This window comes from Vibrio cionasavignyae (genome assembly GCF_050337155.1).
Lineage (GTDB): Bacteria > Pseudomonadota > Gammaproteobacteria > Enterobacterales > Vibrionaceae > Vibrio > Vibrio nomapromontoriensis.
In genome coordinates this window covers 15,626-29,841 of record NZ_JAKJSR010000030.1, presented here as the reverse complement: position 1 = coordinate 29,841, position 14,216 = coordinate 15,626, and the positions used below count along the sequence as shown (strand labels likewise).

Genomic DNA, 14,216 nt, shown 5'->3' with positions numbered 1-14,216 from the left:
CTACAAAAGTTCTTGATTTTTTGGCATAAAAAAAGCCTCTCAATAGAGAGGCTTAAAATATTTATTGCCAGTTAATTACTGCTGAGGACGCATCGCTGGGAACAAAATAACGTCACGAATAGTATGAGTATTCGTAAATAGCATAGCCAAACGGTCAATACCGATACCCTGGCCAGCCGTTGGCGGTAAACCGTGTTCTAGCGCTGTAATGTAATCAGCGTCGTAGTACATTGCTTCATCATCACCCGCGTCTTTTGCATTCACTTGCGCTTTAAAGCGTGCATCTTGATCTTCTGCATCATTTAGCTCAGAGAAACCATTTGCCACTTCACGACCGCCGATAAAGAACTCGAAACGGTCAGTAAAGAACGGGTTATCATCGCTACGACGAGCCAATGGCGAAATATCTGCTGGGTAGCCAGTAATAAACGTTGGTTGCATCAACTGAGGCTCAGCTGTCTCACCAAAGATTTCTTCTAGTAGCTGACCGCATGTCCAGAACGTTTCAACATCGACATGGACCGATTTAGCAATAGAAACCATAAGCTCACGATCTTGCAAATCTGCTTCGGTTAGCGCTTGGATTTGCACATGATCTGGGTTGTACTGCTTAATCGCGTCAAACATACTTAGACGTGCGTAAGTACCACCAAACTCAACCGTTTCATCACCGTATGGCATTGATGTAGAACCCAGCACATCCATTGCTGCCGTACTTAGCATCTCTTCAGTCAAATCCATAAGATCTTTGTAGTCTGCGTACGCTTGGTAGAATTCCATCATGGTGAATTCAGGGTTGTGACGAGGAGACAATCCTTCGTTACGGAAGTTACGGTTGATTTCGAATACACGATCAAAACCACCCACAACCAAACGCTTCAGATATAGCTCTGGCGCCACACGCAGATACATGTCGATATCCAACGCATTATGATGAGTCACGAATGGACGAGCGGTTGCACCACCAGGGATCACGTGCATCATTGGCGTTTCAACTTCTAAGTAACCTTTTGAACTCATAAAGTTACGGATAGAAGATACCAGCTTAGAGCGAATGATAAATGCACTACGAGAATCTTCGTTTACGATCAGGTCAACATAACGCTGACGGTAACGCATTTCTTGATCCGTTAGACCGTGGAATTTCTCAGGTAGCGGACGAAGTGCTTTAGTTAGCAGTTCAAACTCTTCCATATTCACGTAAAGATCACCTTTACCTGACTTATGAAGTGCACCTTTAACACCAATGATGTCACCAATATCAAGACCTTGATATTTTTCTTTTAAAACCTTCTGAACATCTTTTGCTGCATAGGCTTGGATACGGCCAGAGGTCTCTTGAATCGCTAGGAATGGACCACGCTTTGCCATTACACGACCGGCAATAGACACAATGTGGTTCAGCTCTTCTAGCTCTTCTTTCGATTTTTCACCGAACTCAGCCTGCAGATCGCCAGCGAGATGCTCACGACGGAAATCATTTGGGTGGCCATTCGCTTTGCAGCTTTTGCGGATGTGATCCAGCTTGCTACGACGCTCAGCAATTAACTTATTTTCTTCTTGTAGGTTTTCATTTTGAACAGCATCAGTCATTTGGATGTACCTGTTAAGTTGCTAAAAGCTTACAGACCTGATTTCAGGCTAGCTTCGATAAATTTGTCTAAATCACCATCAAGAACCGCTTGTGTATTACGGTTCTCAACGCCTGTTCTTAAATCTTTAATTCGAGAGTCGTCCAATACGTATGAGCGTATTTGGCTGCCCCATCCAATATCTGATTTCGCATCTTCGTTCGCTTGTTTTTCAGCGTTCTGCTTGTGGACTTCTAACTCAAACAGTTTCGCTCGAAGCTGCTTCATCGCTTGATCTTTGTTCTTATGCTGAGAACGATCATTTTGACACTGAACCACGGTATTGGTTGGTACGTGGGTAATACGCACCGCAGATTCTGTGGTATTGACGTGCTGACCACCCGCGCCAGAAGCACGATATACGTCGATACGAAGATCAGAAGGATTAATATCAATCTGAATGTTGTCATCAATCTCAGGATAGATAAACGCAGAAGCAAAAGAGGTATGGCGTCGACCACTGGAATCAAATGGTGATTTACGAACAAGGCGATGAACACCTGTTTCAGTACGTAGCCAGCCGTAAGCGTATTCTCCGCTAATACGGACCGTCGCCCCTTTCAAACCAGCCACATCACCGTCAGACACTTCAATGACTTCCGTCTTAAAGCCCTTGGCTTCAGCCCAACGCAAGTACATGCGCAGCAGCATTGATGTCCAATCTTGTGCCTCAGTACCACCAGAACCCGATTGTAAATCGATATAACAATCAGACGCATCGTGGTCACCAGCAAACATACGACGGAACTCAAGCTTTTCAAGCTTAGCTTCGAGCTCAGCCAATTCTGGCTCAATTTCGTCAAAGGTTTCTTGGTCTTCTTCTTCAACCGCAAGCTCGAGTAATCCAGCAACATCCTCAACCCCTTGGTCAAGTATATCGATAGTTTCTACGATCGCTTCAAGTGATGAACGCTCTTTGCCCAACGCTTGTGCGCGCTCTGGCTCATTCCATACATCCGGTTGTTCTAATTCTGCGTTAACTTCTTCTAGACGCTCTTTCTTGGCATCATAGTCAAAGATACCCCCTCAGGATATTCGTGCGCTCGGTCACGTCCTGTAGGCGGTTTTTAATAGGATTGATTTCAAACATATTCGCTCAGCATTTATGAGTAGAATTTAACCGAAGAATTCTACTCAAAAATGTGATGAAGATACAGAAAAATATCGATTTAGCTTGCGGTTTTAAAAGAGCCTCTATCGAGGCTCAATATGATCCACCATGAGCTGCAGAGATTGATTTCCACGGAACTCATTAATGTCCAACTTGTAGGCGAGTGTCACCGTTTTTACCGACGCATCAGGCCAGCGACGTAAATCCACATTAAAAGCAATGGCATCCAACATAATATTGGTGCCAAAGCCTTTATGCATAGGCTCAACCATTAGCTTCAAATGCTTCTCGCCCACCAGTTTTTGATGCAGAACTTTAAACTCACCATCAAAAATAGGCTCAGGGAAAGCTTGCCCCCACGGTCCACCAGCACGCAGTGTTTCCGCTGTATGCATGGAGAATTCCTCTGGTGACAATTCACCATCCGATAAAATCACCCCCTTTAACGCCGTTTCACCAAGCTCATCACGAACAATTTGATCAAATAGCTGACTGAAACGTTCAAAGTCTTTCTCTTGAATCGTTAAACCTGCCGCCATAGCATGGCCGCCAAACTTGGCAATTAGACCCGGATTTTGTGTGTCGATACGGTCAAGAGCATCACGCATGTGCAAACCTGGGATTGATCGGCAAGAGCCTTTAATGGTTCCCTCACCACCGTCGGCAAATGCAATCACTGGGCGATGGAATTTATCTTTTATTCGTGAGGCTAGAATGCCAATGACGCCTTGATGCCAATCTCGTTGAAATAACGCTAAACCATAAGGCATAGTGGCTTTATCGCTGATCTGAAGACGCTCACAAAAAGCCAGCGCTTCTTGCTTCATGCCCTCTTCGATTTCTTTTCGAGTTTGGTTCAATCCATCCAATTCACTGGCCATGCGTCTCGCCGCATGGATGTTGTCACTCATTAAAAGTTCAACACCAAATGACATGTCATCGAGTCGACCCGCAGCATTAATTCGGGGGCCAAGCGCAAAACCAAAATCCGTTGCCACTAACTTTCTAGGGTCTCTTTTGGCAATTTCAATCAAGGCTTGAATACCCGGTCTCGCTTTACCAGCGCGGATACGCTGCAAACCTTGATGAACTAGTATCCGGTTATTTTTATCCAGCGGTACCACATCAGCAACCGTGCCCAACGCAACCAAGTCAATAAGCTCCATAAGCTTAGGCTCTGCCATGCCTTGCGAGGCAAACCAATTTTGCTTTCTCATTGCAACGCACAACGCCATCATCAAATAAAAAGCAACGCCGACTCCCGCTAGCGCCTTAGAAGGGAAGCTGCACTCATTGAGGTTAGGGTTAACCATTGCGTCTACTTCAGGAAGCTCACCACCAGGAAGGTGATGGTCAGTAACAATCACTTGTAGCCCTTTCTCTTTCGCGTATTTCACACCCGAAATCGATGAAACCCCGTTATCCACCGTCATAATGACTTCAGCACCGATCTCTAATACTTGATCGACGACTTCTGGGCTCAAACCGTAGCCATCTTCAAATCGGTTCGGCACTAAATAGTCTACGTTACGGCTACCAAGCATGCGCAGTGCCAATACTGACAACGCTGAACTCGTCGCTCCATCAGCGTCGAAGTCTCCCACGACGATAATGCGCTTTTGCTCGCGAATCGCTTGAAACAGCAGCTCTACTGCCTTATCAATACCCGCTAGCTCAGTGTAAGAATGTAACCCCTTAGCGGCTTTTTCTAATTCTCCTAGGTTGGAAATACCACGAGAAAGATACAAGCGTCTAAGAATTTCAGGAATCGTCTCAGGCAGCGCAGAGACATCGACAGGATCGCGACGTTGAATTTCTATCATAAAATCAAAAGGGCTCAATAATGAGCCCATTTCCTAATTATTTTTTAATGCTTTCAAGGCGTTTAAGAAGATCAGCAGGCGGTAAATACCCTCCCACCATTTCACCATTCGGTAAGAAAATAGCCGGTGTGCCGCTAATGCCTAACTCACGACCTAAATTATAATGTGTCGCGATCGTGGCTTTACATTGGGTCAAATCCCCATCAAAGCTTGGTTGTTTGCGGTTAACCTTTGCGTCATGCATAGCGGTATTTGGATTCTCATCACACCAGATCTTTGCCATATTTTCAGCAACTTGACCATTAGCCCCTTCACGAGGATACGCTAAATAACGCACAGTGATACCTAAGTCGTTATAACCCTGCATCTGACTGTGTAGTCGTACACAATAACCACAGGTAATGTCGGTGAAGATGGTTACGGCGTATTTCTCATCATCCGCTTTATACTCAATCATGCTATCGCGATATTGAGCGATTTTCTCTGCATTCAGCGGCGCTTGGCGCTCAGCAATGATGTCTTTGTAGTTGCCATCTTTATCCAATGCATACAAGGTCCCTGCAATAAAGTGGTCACCATTTGGTGAGGTGAACAACACCCCACCTTCCGTACGAACTTCCATCAAGCCATTAATATCAGACGGTACAATCTCAAGTACTTCAATACCAATCTTAGCAAAACGAGACGTAATGGCAGCCTCATCGGCAGACACTGTTGCCGCGACTTCAACCTTCGCTGGCTGTGAGGTTGGTTGAGATTCTTCTGCACCACAAGCGGTGACAAAGAAAGGAAGAGAAAAAAGAGTCAAACAGCGCATTACGCTCATTAAAGTCACCATAATTTCAAAAATATAGAGTTTTATACGGTTTTCGAACGTGAAAAACGTTCAAAAAGGTAAAATTAAGCCCTTGGATGATGCTGGCTATGAATGTTTTTCAACCTTTCAGTTGCAACATGAGTATAAATTTGTGTGGTTGATAAGTCACTATGTCCTAATAACATCTGTACGACACGTAAATCAGCCCCATAGTTCAATAGGTGCGTCGCAAACGCGTGTCTAAGCACATGCGGTGAGAGTAGCTCAGTATCAATGCCCGCTAATACAGCATAGTACTTTATCCGATGCCAGAATGTTTGCCGTGTCATTTGCTTAGCTCGTTTACTGGGGAAAACCACATCGGAGGTTTTCTCTCCAAGTAAGTCTGGTCGCCCATTTTCAATAAATTCACCAATCCAATCAATAGCGTTTTCCCCCATTGGAACCAATCTTTCTTTATTTCCTTTACCGACGACACGAACCACCCCTTGCCGAAGGCTAATATTCTCCATAGTGAGACTAACGAGCTCAGTAACACGAAGCCCTGTCGCGTACAGTAACTCCAGCATGGCTTTATCACGAAGCTCTAGTGGGTTATTCAAATCTGGGGCATCAAGAAGCGCCGTCACCTGATCTTCCGATAAATCCTTAGGAAGACGTTTGGGCAACTTAGGGCTAATAAGTAGCGCGGTAGGATCATCAGCACGCAATTTTTCACGATGGATATATTGAAATAGACGACGAATGGCAGACAGCATCCGAGCTCGAGAGCTTTGATGATAATCTTGGTCAACTAGCCATGTTTGGTATTCTTGTAAACCCGAGAAGCTGATGAATTGCAGCTTATAGTGATGCTTATTCATCCAAACCAGTAATTTGATAAGGTCATTTCGATACGACGACAACGTATTCTCAGCTAACCCTCTCTCCATCCACATTGAGTCCAAAAATTGCTCGATCAACCCTTGGTCTTGAATATTGACGTCACTCACAGCAACCTCTTGTATGTTTATACAGTACTAAAAACAGAATATTCGACTTAAGGTGAGAATGCCAATAAAACTCAATAAATCCTCGATAACCGCTGCAACGCTAAGCAAATTAGAGGTAGAATCCGATACAACAGACTCACAAACCATGCGAACGATTATGAAAATAGGACTATTTTACGGCTCATCGACTTGCTACACCGAGATGGCCTCAGAGAAGATACGCGATATTATTGGCCCAGATATCGTTGATATATTTAATGTAAAAGATACCCCTATTTCGCAAATGAGCGACTATGATTTACTTATCTTAGGGATCTCTACATGGGATTTTGGTGAACTCCAAGAAGACTGGGGCGGGATATGGGATCAAATCGCTGGCGTATCACTAAAAGGCAAGTACGTCGCGCTGTTCGGACTCGGCGATCAAGAAGGCTATGGCGAGTGGTATCTGGATGCGATGGGAATGCTTCATGATGAACTCAAACCCACCGGCGCTAACTTTATTGGCTATTGGCCGAATGTGGGTTATGAATTTGAAGCATCTAAAGCCCTCATTGACAACAATAGTAAATTTGTCGGCTTAGCCCTCGACGAAGACTCACAATATGAACTAAGTGATGAACGGATTGCAACTTGGTGTGAGCAAATTCTATTAGAGTACCAAGCCTCGTTATAAGCCGATACTCACCTAACTACAGTGTAGTGTTGCGCGCTATATTGAAACGACCAGTGACGGTATAAAATGAAATAAAAAACGGCACACAAGGTGCCGTTTTTAGTGCTAACTATTAAGCTGCTTTGACTATGCAGTTTCTTCCGTCAACTCATCAGCACTACGACCAATAAAGCCCATACAAATGATAGCGGCGGTTGTTGGTAGTACCCACCCCATGCCAACACTGAACAATGGCAATACGTTAAAGAACGAAACATCAAGGCCAGCGACTTTAGCTGCATCAATTAGCGCAAACGCCAACGACACTAAAATCACGACTCGATAAGCTAGCTTAGGGTTTGGCAAGAATTTGCGTACAAATGTCAATGCAACCAAGGCTATCGCAACAGGATAAAGGGCAAATAACACCGGAACTGACAACGAAATAAGTTGAGCAAGACCAATATTCGCAACGAGTGCACAAGCAGCACCAAGAATAACAACCCACTTCTTATAAGTGACTGAAGTAATGGTACTAAAGTAGTCAGAACAAGCTGAAATGAGGCCAATAGCTGTTGTCAAACAAGCAAGCAATACAATAACCGAAAGTACGATTTGTCCATACGGACCGAACAGCGCTTGGACATACTGGCTTAACACGGCACCACCATTATCCGCGCCCGCAGCAACGGTTGCGCTTGTCGCACCAAGATAAAACAGCGAAATGTATACAAATGCCAAACCCGCAGCGGCAATGAAAGCGGCATTGATCAAGTACTTCGTTGTCGCACTTTGCTCAGTGATGCCCTTTTTACGTAACGCATCAACAATCAGCATACCAAACATCAAAGAGCCGAAGGTATCCATGGTGTTATAACCTTCAAGGAAACCGGTTGTTAATGGTTGTGTCGCGTAGTCACCAACAGGCGCAATCATCTCACCTTGCGGGTCAACAAATACTGCGACAGCAAGAATAATCAGCCCCACAAAGAGCGCAGGCGTCAGTACCTTACCAATGACATCAATCAACTTGCCTTGTGACCATGCAAAACACATAGCAGCAGCAAAAAACAAAATAGAGAACACCGTTAGGTGTATTTGCGTCGCTTCCAAAAAGAATGGACGAATCGCCATTTCATACGCTACTAGGCCGGTACGCGGCGCAGCAAATGCAGGACCAATGATGATAAAGATAAGCACTGCAATTAACATAGCTGCACGCTTGGGAAGATCTTTAGTCAGGTGCTCCCAAGAGCCCCCAGCAACTGCGACAGCAATAATGGTAATAAGAGGCAGACCTACCGCAGTGAGAAGAAAACCCGTCATTGCAGGTAACAAGTTCTCACCTGCTAGCTGACCAGCAAGAGGGGGAAATATAATGTTGCCCGCACCTAGAAAAAACGCAAACAGCATAAAGCCGACTGCTATAATATCTGTTGTTTTTAAGCTCTGATTCACAGATATACCCCTATAAGTTAATGTTGTGTGTTATCGAGAAAATCGTTGTTTCCTCGTATAATTTAGGGCGGCATGATGACGAATAGGCTTAGGATTAGCAATAGAGTCAGAAAAAAACACTACATTAATTTACAGAACCAAGACGAAAGCAGTTTGTTTCACCAGCTTTAATTAAAAAGCCAGTATATAATCTCGATCATTTATCAAAACAATATAAGCACAATCAGAACATATATCCATACAAATAATTAACAATAGATTAATTCACTCAATAGCAATCGATTAACCATATAATCATGACATCTAAAACCAGTAAAATAAAAAGCTTTGCATTCAAGCAGTTCAAGATCCATTCAGGTGGAGCAGGTATGCCTGTCAGCACCGACGGCGTGATGCTTGGTGCATGGGCAACGTTCCAACATGCTGACCCAATCCTTGATATTGGCGTCGGTACCGGACTGCTAACATTAATGCTGGCTCAGCGTTATCCTGAAGGGGTGATCCACGCCATTGACATCGAAGACAGTGCAATCAAAGACGCCAGCAACAATGTTGAACACTCGCAATGGCAAGAGCGAATTCATATCATTAAGGGGGACATTCTTAACCATAACTTTGAACACGCATTTTCTGGCATTATCTGTAATCCTCCTTACTTTAATTCTGGCGAGCAAGCCGCACTCCAGCAAAGAGCCACTGCCCGACATACCTCTAGCCTCAATCATACCGAGCTGCTGTCGCGCTGCTATCAGCTGCTCAACAACGACGGTGAAGCCAGCTTTATCCTGCCGATTACAGAGGGAGAGCAATTCATCACAATCGCTCAAAATAAGGGATGGTTTCTCAGCCGACGCTGCTTAGTTCGTCCGACACAAACAAAGCCAATAAACCGAGTTCTTTTCACATTACGCAAACAAGAAATCGCTACCATCGAAGAGCAATTAGTCATTCATAGTCCTCATGGAGGCTATTCTGACGCCTTTATTCAGCTAACTGGTGACTTTTACCTTAAAATGTAAGTGCGCTTAGCGAGCGTTTGAGTATAATAGCCGCCCTACTTTTCCTGTGTCGTATTTTTGAGCAGGTACACCCTCAGTCTTGTGGAGACACGATAGTGATCAGAACATTCGCCGAATTAGATTTAGACCCAATCCTTTTAGAAGCGATTGAAGACATGGGCTATGAGCGCCCTACTCAGGTTCAGGCAGAAGCCATTCCACAAGCTTTAGAGGCAAAAGACATCTTGGCATCCGCTCCAACAGGAACGGGTAAAACGGCTTCTTTTGCAATCCCTGCTATACAGTACCTGCTTGACTTTCCAAGAAAGAAAGCCGGACCTGCACGTATTCTTGTGTTAACACCAACACGTGAACTTGCGATGCAAGTAGCTGAGCACACTAAAGCTCTGGCAAAGAATACACATCTAAAAGTGGCGACCATTACTGGTGGGGTCACATACGACACTCACGCAGATACACTGGCACAAACGCAAGATATCGTAGTAGCAACTCCAGGTCGTCTAATGGAATATATCGAAGCAGAACGCTTTGATTGTCGCGCTATTGAGTGGCTAGTTCTTGATGAAGCGGATCGCATGCTTGATATGGGCTTTGGGCCAACGGTTGATCGCCTATCGGCAGAATGTCGCTGGCGTAAGCAAACACTGCTATTTTCAGCGACACTGGAAGGCCGTGGTGTAGAAGGGTTTACGACTGATCTTCTAAAGAACCCAGCAGAAATTAAAGCAGAGCCGTCTTTACGTGAACGAAAAAAAATCACGCAATGGTACCACCGCGCCGATACAGCTGAGCACAAACTCACTTTGCTTAAGCACATTTTAACCGAGCAAGCTGAGCGTACCATTGTATTTTTGAAAACACGTGAACGTCTTGCCGATCTTCGCCAACAACTTGATAGTGCTCAAATTCCTTGTGCCTGGATCCAAGGTGAAATGCCACAAGATCGCCGTAATAACGCTATCAGCCGATTCAAAGATGGCTCAGTCAACGTACTGCTTGCCACTGATGTCGCAGCGCGTGGTATTGACCTTCCAGATGTGTCACACGTGATCAACTACGACTTACCTCGTACTGCAGATGTTTACTTACACCGTATTGGCCGTACTGCTCGCGCAGGCAAGAAAGGCATCGCGATTTCTATTGTCGAAGCACACGATCAGCCAATGATGGAACGCGTAGCTCGCTACACCAGCGAAACCATCAAAGAGCGCTTCATCGACGGACTTCGTCCTACGCACAAAAAGCCAACCTTCAAGAAAAAGAAGAAAGTGAAAAAAGACGACAAGAAAAAGACCGTCAAGAGAAAAGCAGCGAAAAAGAAGTAACTCGCGCTTAGAACCGTACTTTTGAAAAAAAATGCCCCACTCATGAGTGGGGCATTTTTTATAATCAGACTCGAAATGGTTTAAATCACTGCTCCTCGCGCTTAAACACCAATTCATTTGCCGTTGATTCATCCGCAACAAAGTAATAACCAGCGACATCAAAATTCTGTAGGGCTTCAACGGAATCGATTTGGTTATCAATGATGTATCGAGCCATCATTCCGCGCGCTTTTTTCGCGTAAAAGCTAATCACTTTGTATTGGCCATTTTTGCAATCTTTAAACACAGGAGTCACCACCTGAGTGTTTAATTGCTTAACTTTTACCGCTTTAAAATACTCATTGGAAGCTAAATTAACTAATACGTCACTCTCATGCTCGGCCAGTGCTTGATTTAATTTATCCGTAATGAGACTTCCCCAAAACTGGTATAAATTGCTACCACGCTCATTGGCCAACTTCGTTCCCATCTCTAGGCGATAAGGCTGCATCAAATCCAAAGGTTTTAATAACCCATATAGACCCGATAGCATACGCAAATGCGTTTGAGCGTAGTCAAAATCCGCTTCTGACATACTTGCTGCATCCAACCCGGTATACACATCCCCTTTAAATGCAAGAATAGCTTGGCGTGCATTCTCTGTCGTGAAGTTTGTTTGCCATTGCTCAAAGCGTGCGACATTCAGCCCTGCAATCTTGTCACTCACCTTCATCAACGCCGAAACATCAGCAGGCGTCAGCTTACGGCATACCTCAATCAATTGAGCTGATTGCTCGATAAACTCCGGCTGTGTGTAACGTTCCGTCGCCAAGGGCGATTCATAGTCCAGCGTCTTCGCTGGTGAGACAACAATTAGCATAACTTTACTCTTATCATGATTATTTGTTCCTAGTATAAAAAAAGCCACGCCTGATCTTCAATGAAATCATGCGTGGCTTATTCTATTTCTGAGATAGAAGGAAACTATTAAGGCTATTTCACCGTTTTGTCCGCTTTCGTGTTATCCCAAATTCCAGGCTCTAACTGAGACTTTAATTCTGGGTAATCGTTAGCATCAAACGTTGGAACCTTACCCGCTTTAAGCTGTTGGTTGTAATCTTTGGCCAACTTAACCACGATACCCGACAACAAAATTATCGCCACTAAGTTAACCAGAGCCATCAAGCCCATAGAAACATCCGCTAACGCCCAAATCATAGGTAGCGTTGCGACTGAACCAAACAACACCATAGCAAGCACGACAAGACGGAATAGACCAAGGCCCGCTTTATGATTGTGCTCTAAGAAAATCAGGTTTGTTTCCGCGTACGAGTAGTTAGCAATGATTGAAGTAAAGGCGAAGAAGAAAATCGCTACCGCAATGAAAATGCCGCCCCAATCGCCCACTTGTGAGCTCAATGCACGCTGCGTCAATTCAATACCAGTCACTTCACCATGAGGGACGTATTCGCCAGACATTAAAATGATAGCAACTGTTGCAGAACAGATAACGATAGTATCGGTAAAGACACCCAACATCTGAACATAACCCTGTGACGCTGGATGCGGAGGGTATGGAGTAGCTGACGCTGCAGCGTTAGGAGCCGAACCCATACCCGCTTCGTTTGAGAACAGTCCACGCTTAATACCTTGAATCATGGCTTGTGCAATGGCATAGCCCACACCACCAGCCGCAGCTTCTTGAAGGCCAAAAGCACTCTTGAAGATGTAGGCAAGGATTTCTGGCACTTTTTCGATGTTCATGAACACCACGTAAAAGGCAAGTAACAAGTAAGCTAGCGCCATGATAGGTACAATCAATTCAGCCGTACGAGCAATTTTACGAATGCCACCAAAGATGACAAACGCGGAAATCAAGGCAATGAAGATACCTACATACAAAGGATCAAAACCAAAGGCTGTTTGCATCGCATTAGCAATAGCATTCGCTTGAACCGCATTGAACACTAGACCAAATGCAATAATTAGGAAGACAGAGAACAATACCCCCATCCAGCGCATGCCCAAGCCTTTTTCCATATAGTAAGCTGGACCACCACGATAATTACCATCGTCATCACGCGTCTTATAAAGCTGAGCAAGCGTACTTTCTGCAAACGCTGTTGCCATACCAAGCATGGCAATCAACCACATCCAGAAAATCGCACCCGGTCCACCAAATGTTAAGGCAACGGCAACACCTGCCATATTACCTGTACCAACACGTGCCGCTAAACTAGTACAAAGTGCTTGAAAAGATGAGATACCAGCAGCGTCGGATTTACGACTGTTTTTCAGCACACTGAACATGTGGCCGAAATGGCGGAACTGAATGAACCCAAGGCGAACTGTAAAATAGATCCCTACGCCTACGAGCAGATAAACCAGAATCGATCCCCAAAGAAGATCATTCATTAAACTAATAATGTCTGTCACTTTAAAACCTCTTTTAAAATTAGAGCGCCGCCAGCACATCCTGTGCTAACTAAGTTGCTGAGGTTATACCCATCCGTGTGGTTTTGATTAATTTACTGTTTTTCACGGCAACTTAGCTTGTATTTCTCACCTATTGGGAACGGAATACAAATCGACATATCATTTGACGGAGCGGATTTTGCAGGGATGCTCGACAAAAATCAATACGCAACTAGATTGACATCAAAGGTATTTTTCACTGAACCATCACGTTCCCTTAACACTAACCGTAACAATTGCATTACCAGCACCCCCCATTTAATCTTCCTTACGATAACAACTAGTAATCATAGCAATGAAAACGGATCTTACCGCACCATTCACGGGTAAACCTTTGTTCATCAGACGTGGAGGCGTATTTATAGAATGGAATGCTTTTTAATCATTCTTGTCGAATGAGAATGTTTCTCGTAGAACCTTGTGCCCCTTAATTAACTCTCAGTGGACTCACGTTAACAATCATCGCCAACTAATTCTTTTTCATTATTTGAATCAAACGGTCATTTTTTAATCTACATATGGAATTAAAACTGTGAGATTGAGTTCAGTTTGGCATAAAACATTCATACTAAAGAAACAAATGAGAAATAAATCAAAGTTATTCTGCCTAGGAGTATGGTACTTAAAAGTCTCCGTGAGGAGATAAATACTAAGAGGTAGCTTATGGATGGCTTTGAACTAAACGATATAATGGAAATGGATGCTCCCCGGACTCGAGCATCTCGATCAAAACCACTAAAGCGTAAATGGCGCGAAATAGAAGCAATAAAAGACAAACGACGTTTACAAAAAGAACTCAACGATATGGATATCGGACTTGATTTCGCATACGAAGATATCAAGCTTTAACTCACCTAATTTTCAGTGATTGAGGAGCCTGAACCCTATTCACTGGACTTAAAATAGCGCCCTCAATAGAGGGCGTTACCTT

General features: G+C 44.2%; 12 protein-coding genes. 4 read left to right on the top strand and 8 right to left on the bottom strand.

All coding sequences use genetic code 11. The features are described 5' to 3' along the window. Positions 1–75 precede the first annotated feature (75 nt). The 5 genes from lysS to xerD all read right to left on the bottom strand — a co-directional run bounded on the left by lysS (position 76) and on the right by xerD (position 6,374). Complete coding sequence (gene lysS, locus L4D74_RS21665) at positions 76–1,593, bottom strand: lysine--tRNA ligase (RefSeq protein WP_428754577.1); 1,518 nt, start codon at positions 1,591–1,593, stop codon at positions 76–78. A 29-nt stretch (positions 1,594–1,622) separates the two neighbouring features. Then, a protein-coding gene (gene prfB / locus L4D74_RS21660) for a peptide chain release factor 2 (protein WP_265676420.1) occupies positions 1,623–2,721 on the bottom strand; the annotation gives its coding sequence in 2 pieces (ribosomal slippage) (positions 1,623–2,645 and positions 2,647–2,721; 1,098 coding nt in all). A 104-nt stretch (positions 2,722–2,825) separates the two neighbouring features. Continuing rightward, positions 2,826–4,565, bottom strand: coding sequence for a single-stranded-DNA-specific exonuclease RecJ (recJ, locus tag L4D74_RS21655; protein WP_428754576.1), 1,740 nt, complete (start codon positions 4,563–4,565; stop codon positions 2,826–2,828). A 37-nt stretch (positions 4,566–4,602) separates the two neighbouring features. After that, positions 4,603–5,391, bottom strand: coding sequence for a bifunctional protein-disulfide isomerase/oxidoreductase DsbC (gene dsbC, locus L4D74_RS21650; protein WP_428754575.1), 789 nt, complete (start codon positions 5,389–5,391; stop codon positions 4,603–4,605). Positions 5,392–5,465: 74 nt separating this feature from the next. Continuing rightward, complete coding sequence (gene xerD / locus L4D74_RS21645; RefSeq protein ID WP_428754574.1) at positions 5,466–6,374, bottom strand: site-specific tyrosine recombinase XerD; 909 nt, start codon at positions 6,372–6,374, stop codon at positions 5,466–5,468. A 157-nt stretch (positions 6,375–6,531) separates the two neighbouring features. Between xerD and fldB the strand changes: the two genes are divergently transcribed. Further along, positions 6,532–7,050, top strand: coding sequence for a flavodoxin FldB (fldB, locus tag L4D74_RS21640; protein WP_428754614.1), 519 nt, complete (start codon positions 6,532–6,534; stop codon positions 7,048–7,050). Positions 7,051–7,176: 126 nt separating this feature from the next. Here the strand turns inward: fldB and brnQ are convergent, their stop codons facing one another. Beyond that, the gene (gene brnQ / locus L4D74_RS21635; protein ID WP_428754573.1) at positions 7,177–8,487 is read right to left on the bottom strand and encodes a branched-chain amino acid transport system II carrier protein; all 1,311 of its coding nucleotides are present in this window, start codon (positions 8,485–8,487) and stop codon (positions 7,177–7,179) included. A gap of 296 nt (positions 8,488–8,783) precedes the next feature. Between brnQ and L4D74_RS21630 the strand changes: the two genes are divergently transcribed. Both L4D74_RS21630 and srmB read left to right on the top strand, forming a co-directional pair. Continuing rightward, the gene (locus L4D74_RS21630) at positions 8,784–9,506 is read left to right on the top strand and encodes a tRNA1(Val) (adenine(37)-N6)-methyltransferase (protein ID WP_428754572.1); all 723 of its coding nucleotides are present in this window, start codon (positions 8,784–8,786) and stop codon (positions 9,504–9,506) included. A gap of 95 nt (positions 9,507–9,601) precedes the next feature. Further along, on the top strand, positions 9,602–10,831 hold the full coding sequence (gene srmB, locus L4D74_RS21625; RefSeq protein ID WP_428754571.1) for an ATP-dependent RNA helicase SrmB: 1,230 nt from the start codon (positions 9,602–9,604) through the stop codon (positions 10,829–10,831). A gap of 85 nt (positions 10,832–10,916) precedes the next feature. On the opposite strand, the gene yaaA is transcribed toward srmB, so the two are convergent. Then, positions 10,917–11,690, bottom strand: coding sequence for a peroxide stress protein YaaA (yaaA, locus tag L4D74_RS21620; RefSeq protein WP_428754570.1), 774 nt, complete (start codon positions 11,688–11,690; stop codon positions 10,917–10,919). A gap of 113 nt (positions 11,691–11,803) precedes the next feature. Continuing rightward, complete coding sequence (locus tag L4D74_RS21615) at positions 11,804–13,246, bottom strand: alanine/glycine:cation symporter family protein (RefSeq protein ID WP_428754569.1); 1,443 nt, start codon at positions 13,244–13,246, stop codon at positions 11,804–11,806. 702 nt (positions 13,247–13,948) lie between these two features. On the opposite strand from L4D74_RS21615, the gene L4D74_RS21610 reads away from it, so the two are divergent. After that, on the top strand, positions 13,949–14,134 hold the full coding sequence (locus L4D74_RS21610; protein ID WP_250617504.1) for a DUF3545 family protein: 186 nt from the start codon (positions 13,949–13,951) through the stop codon (positions 14,132–14,134). Positions 14,135–14,216: the final 82 nt, after the last annotated feature.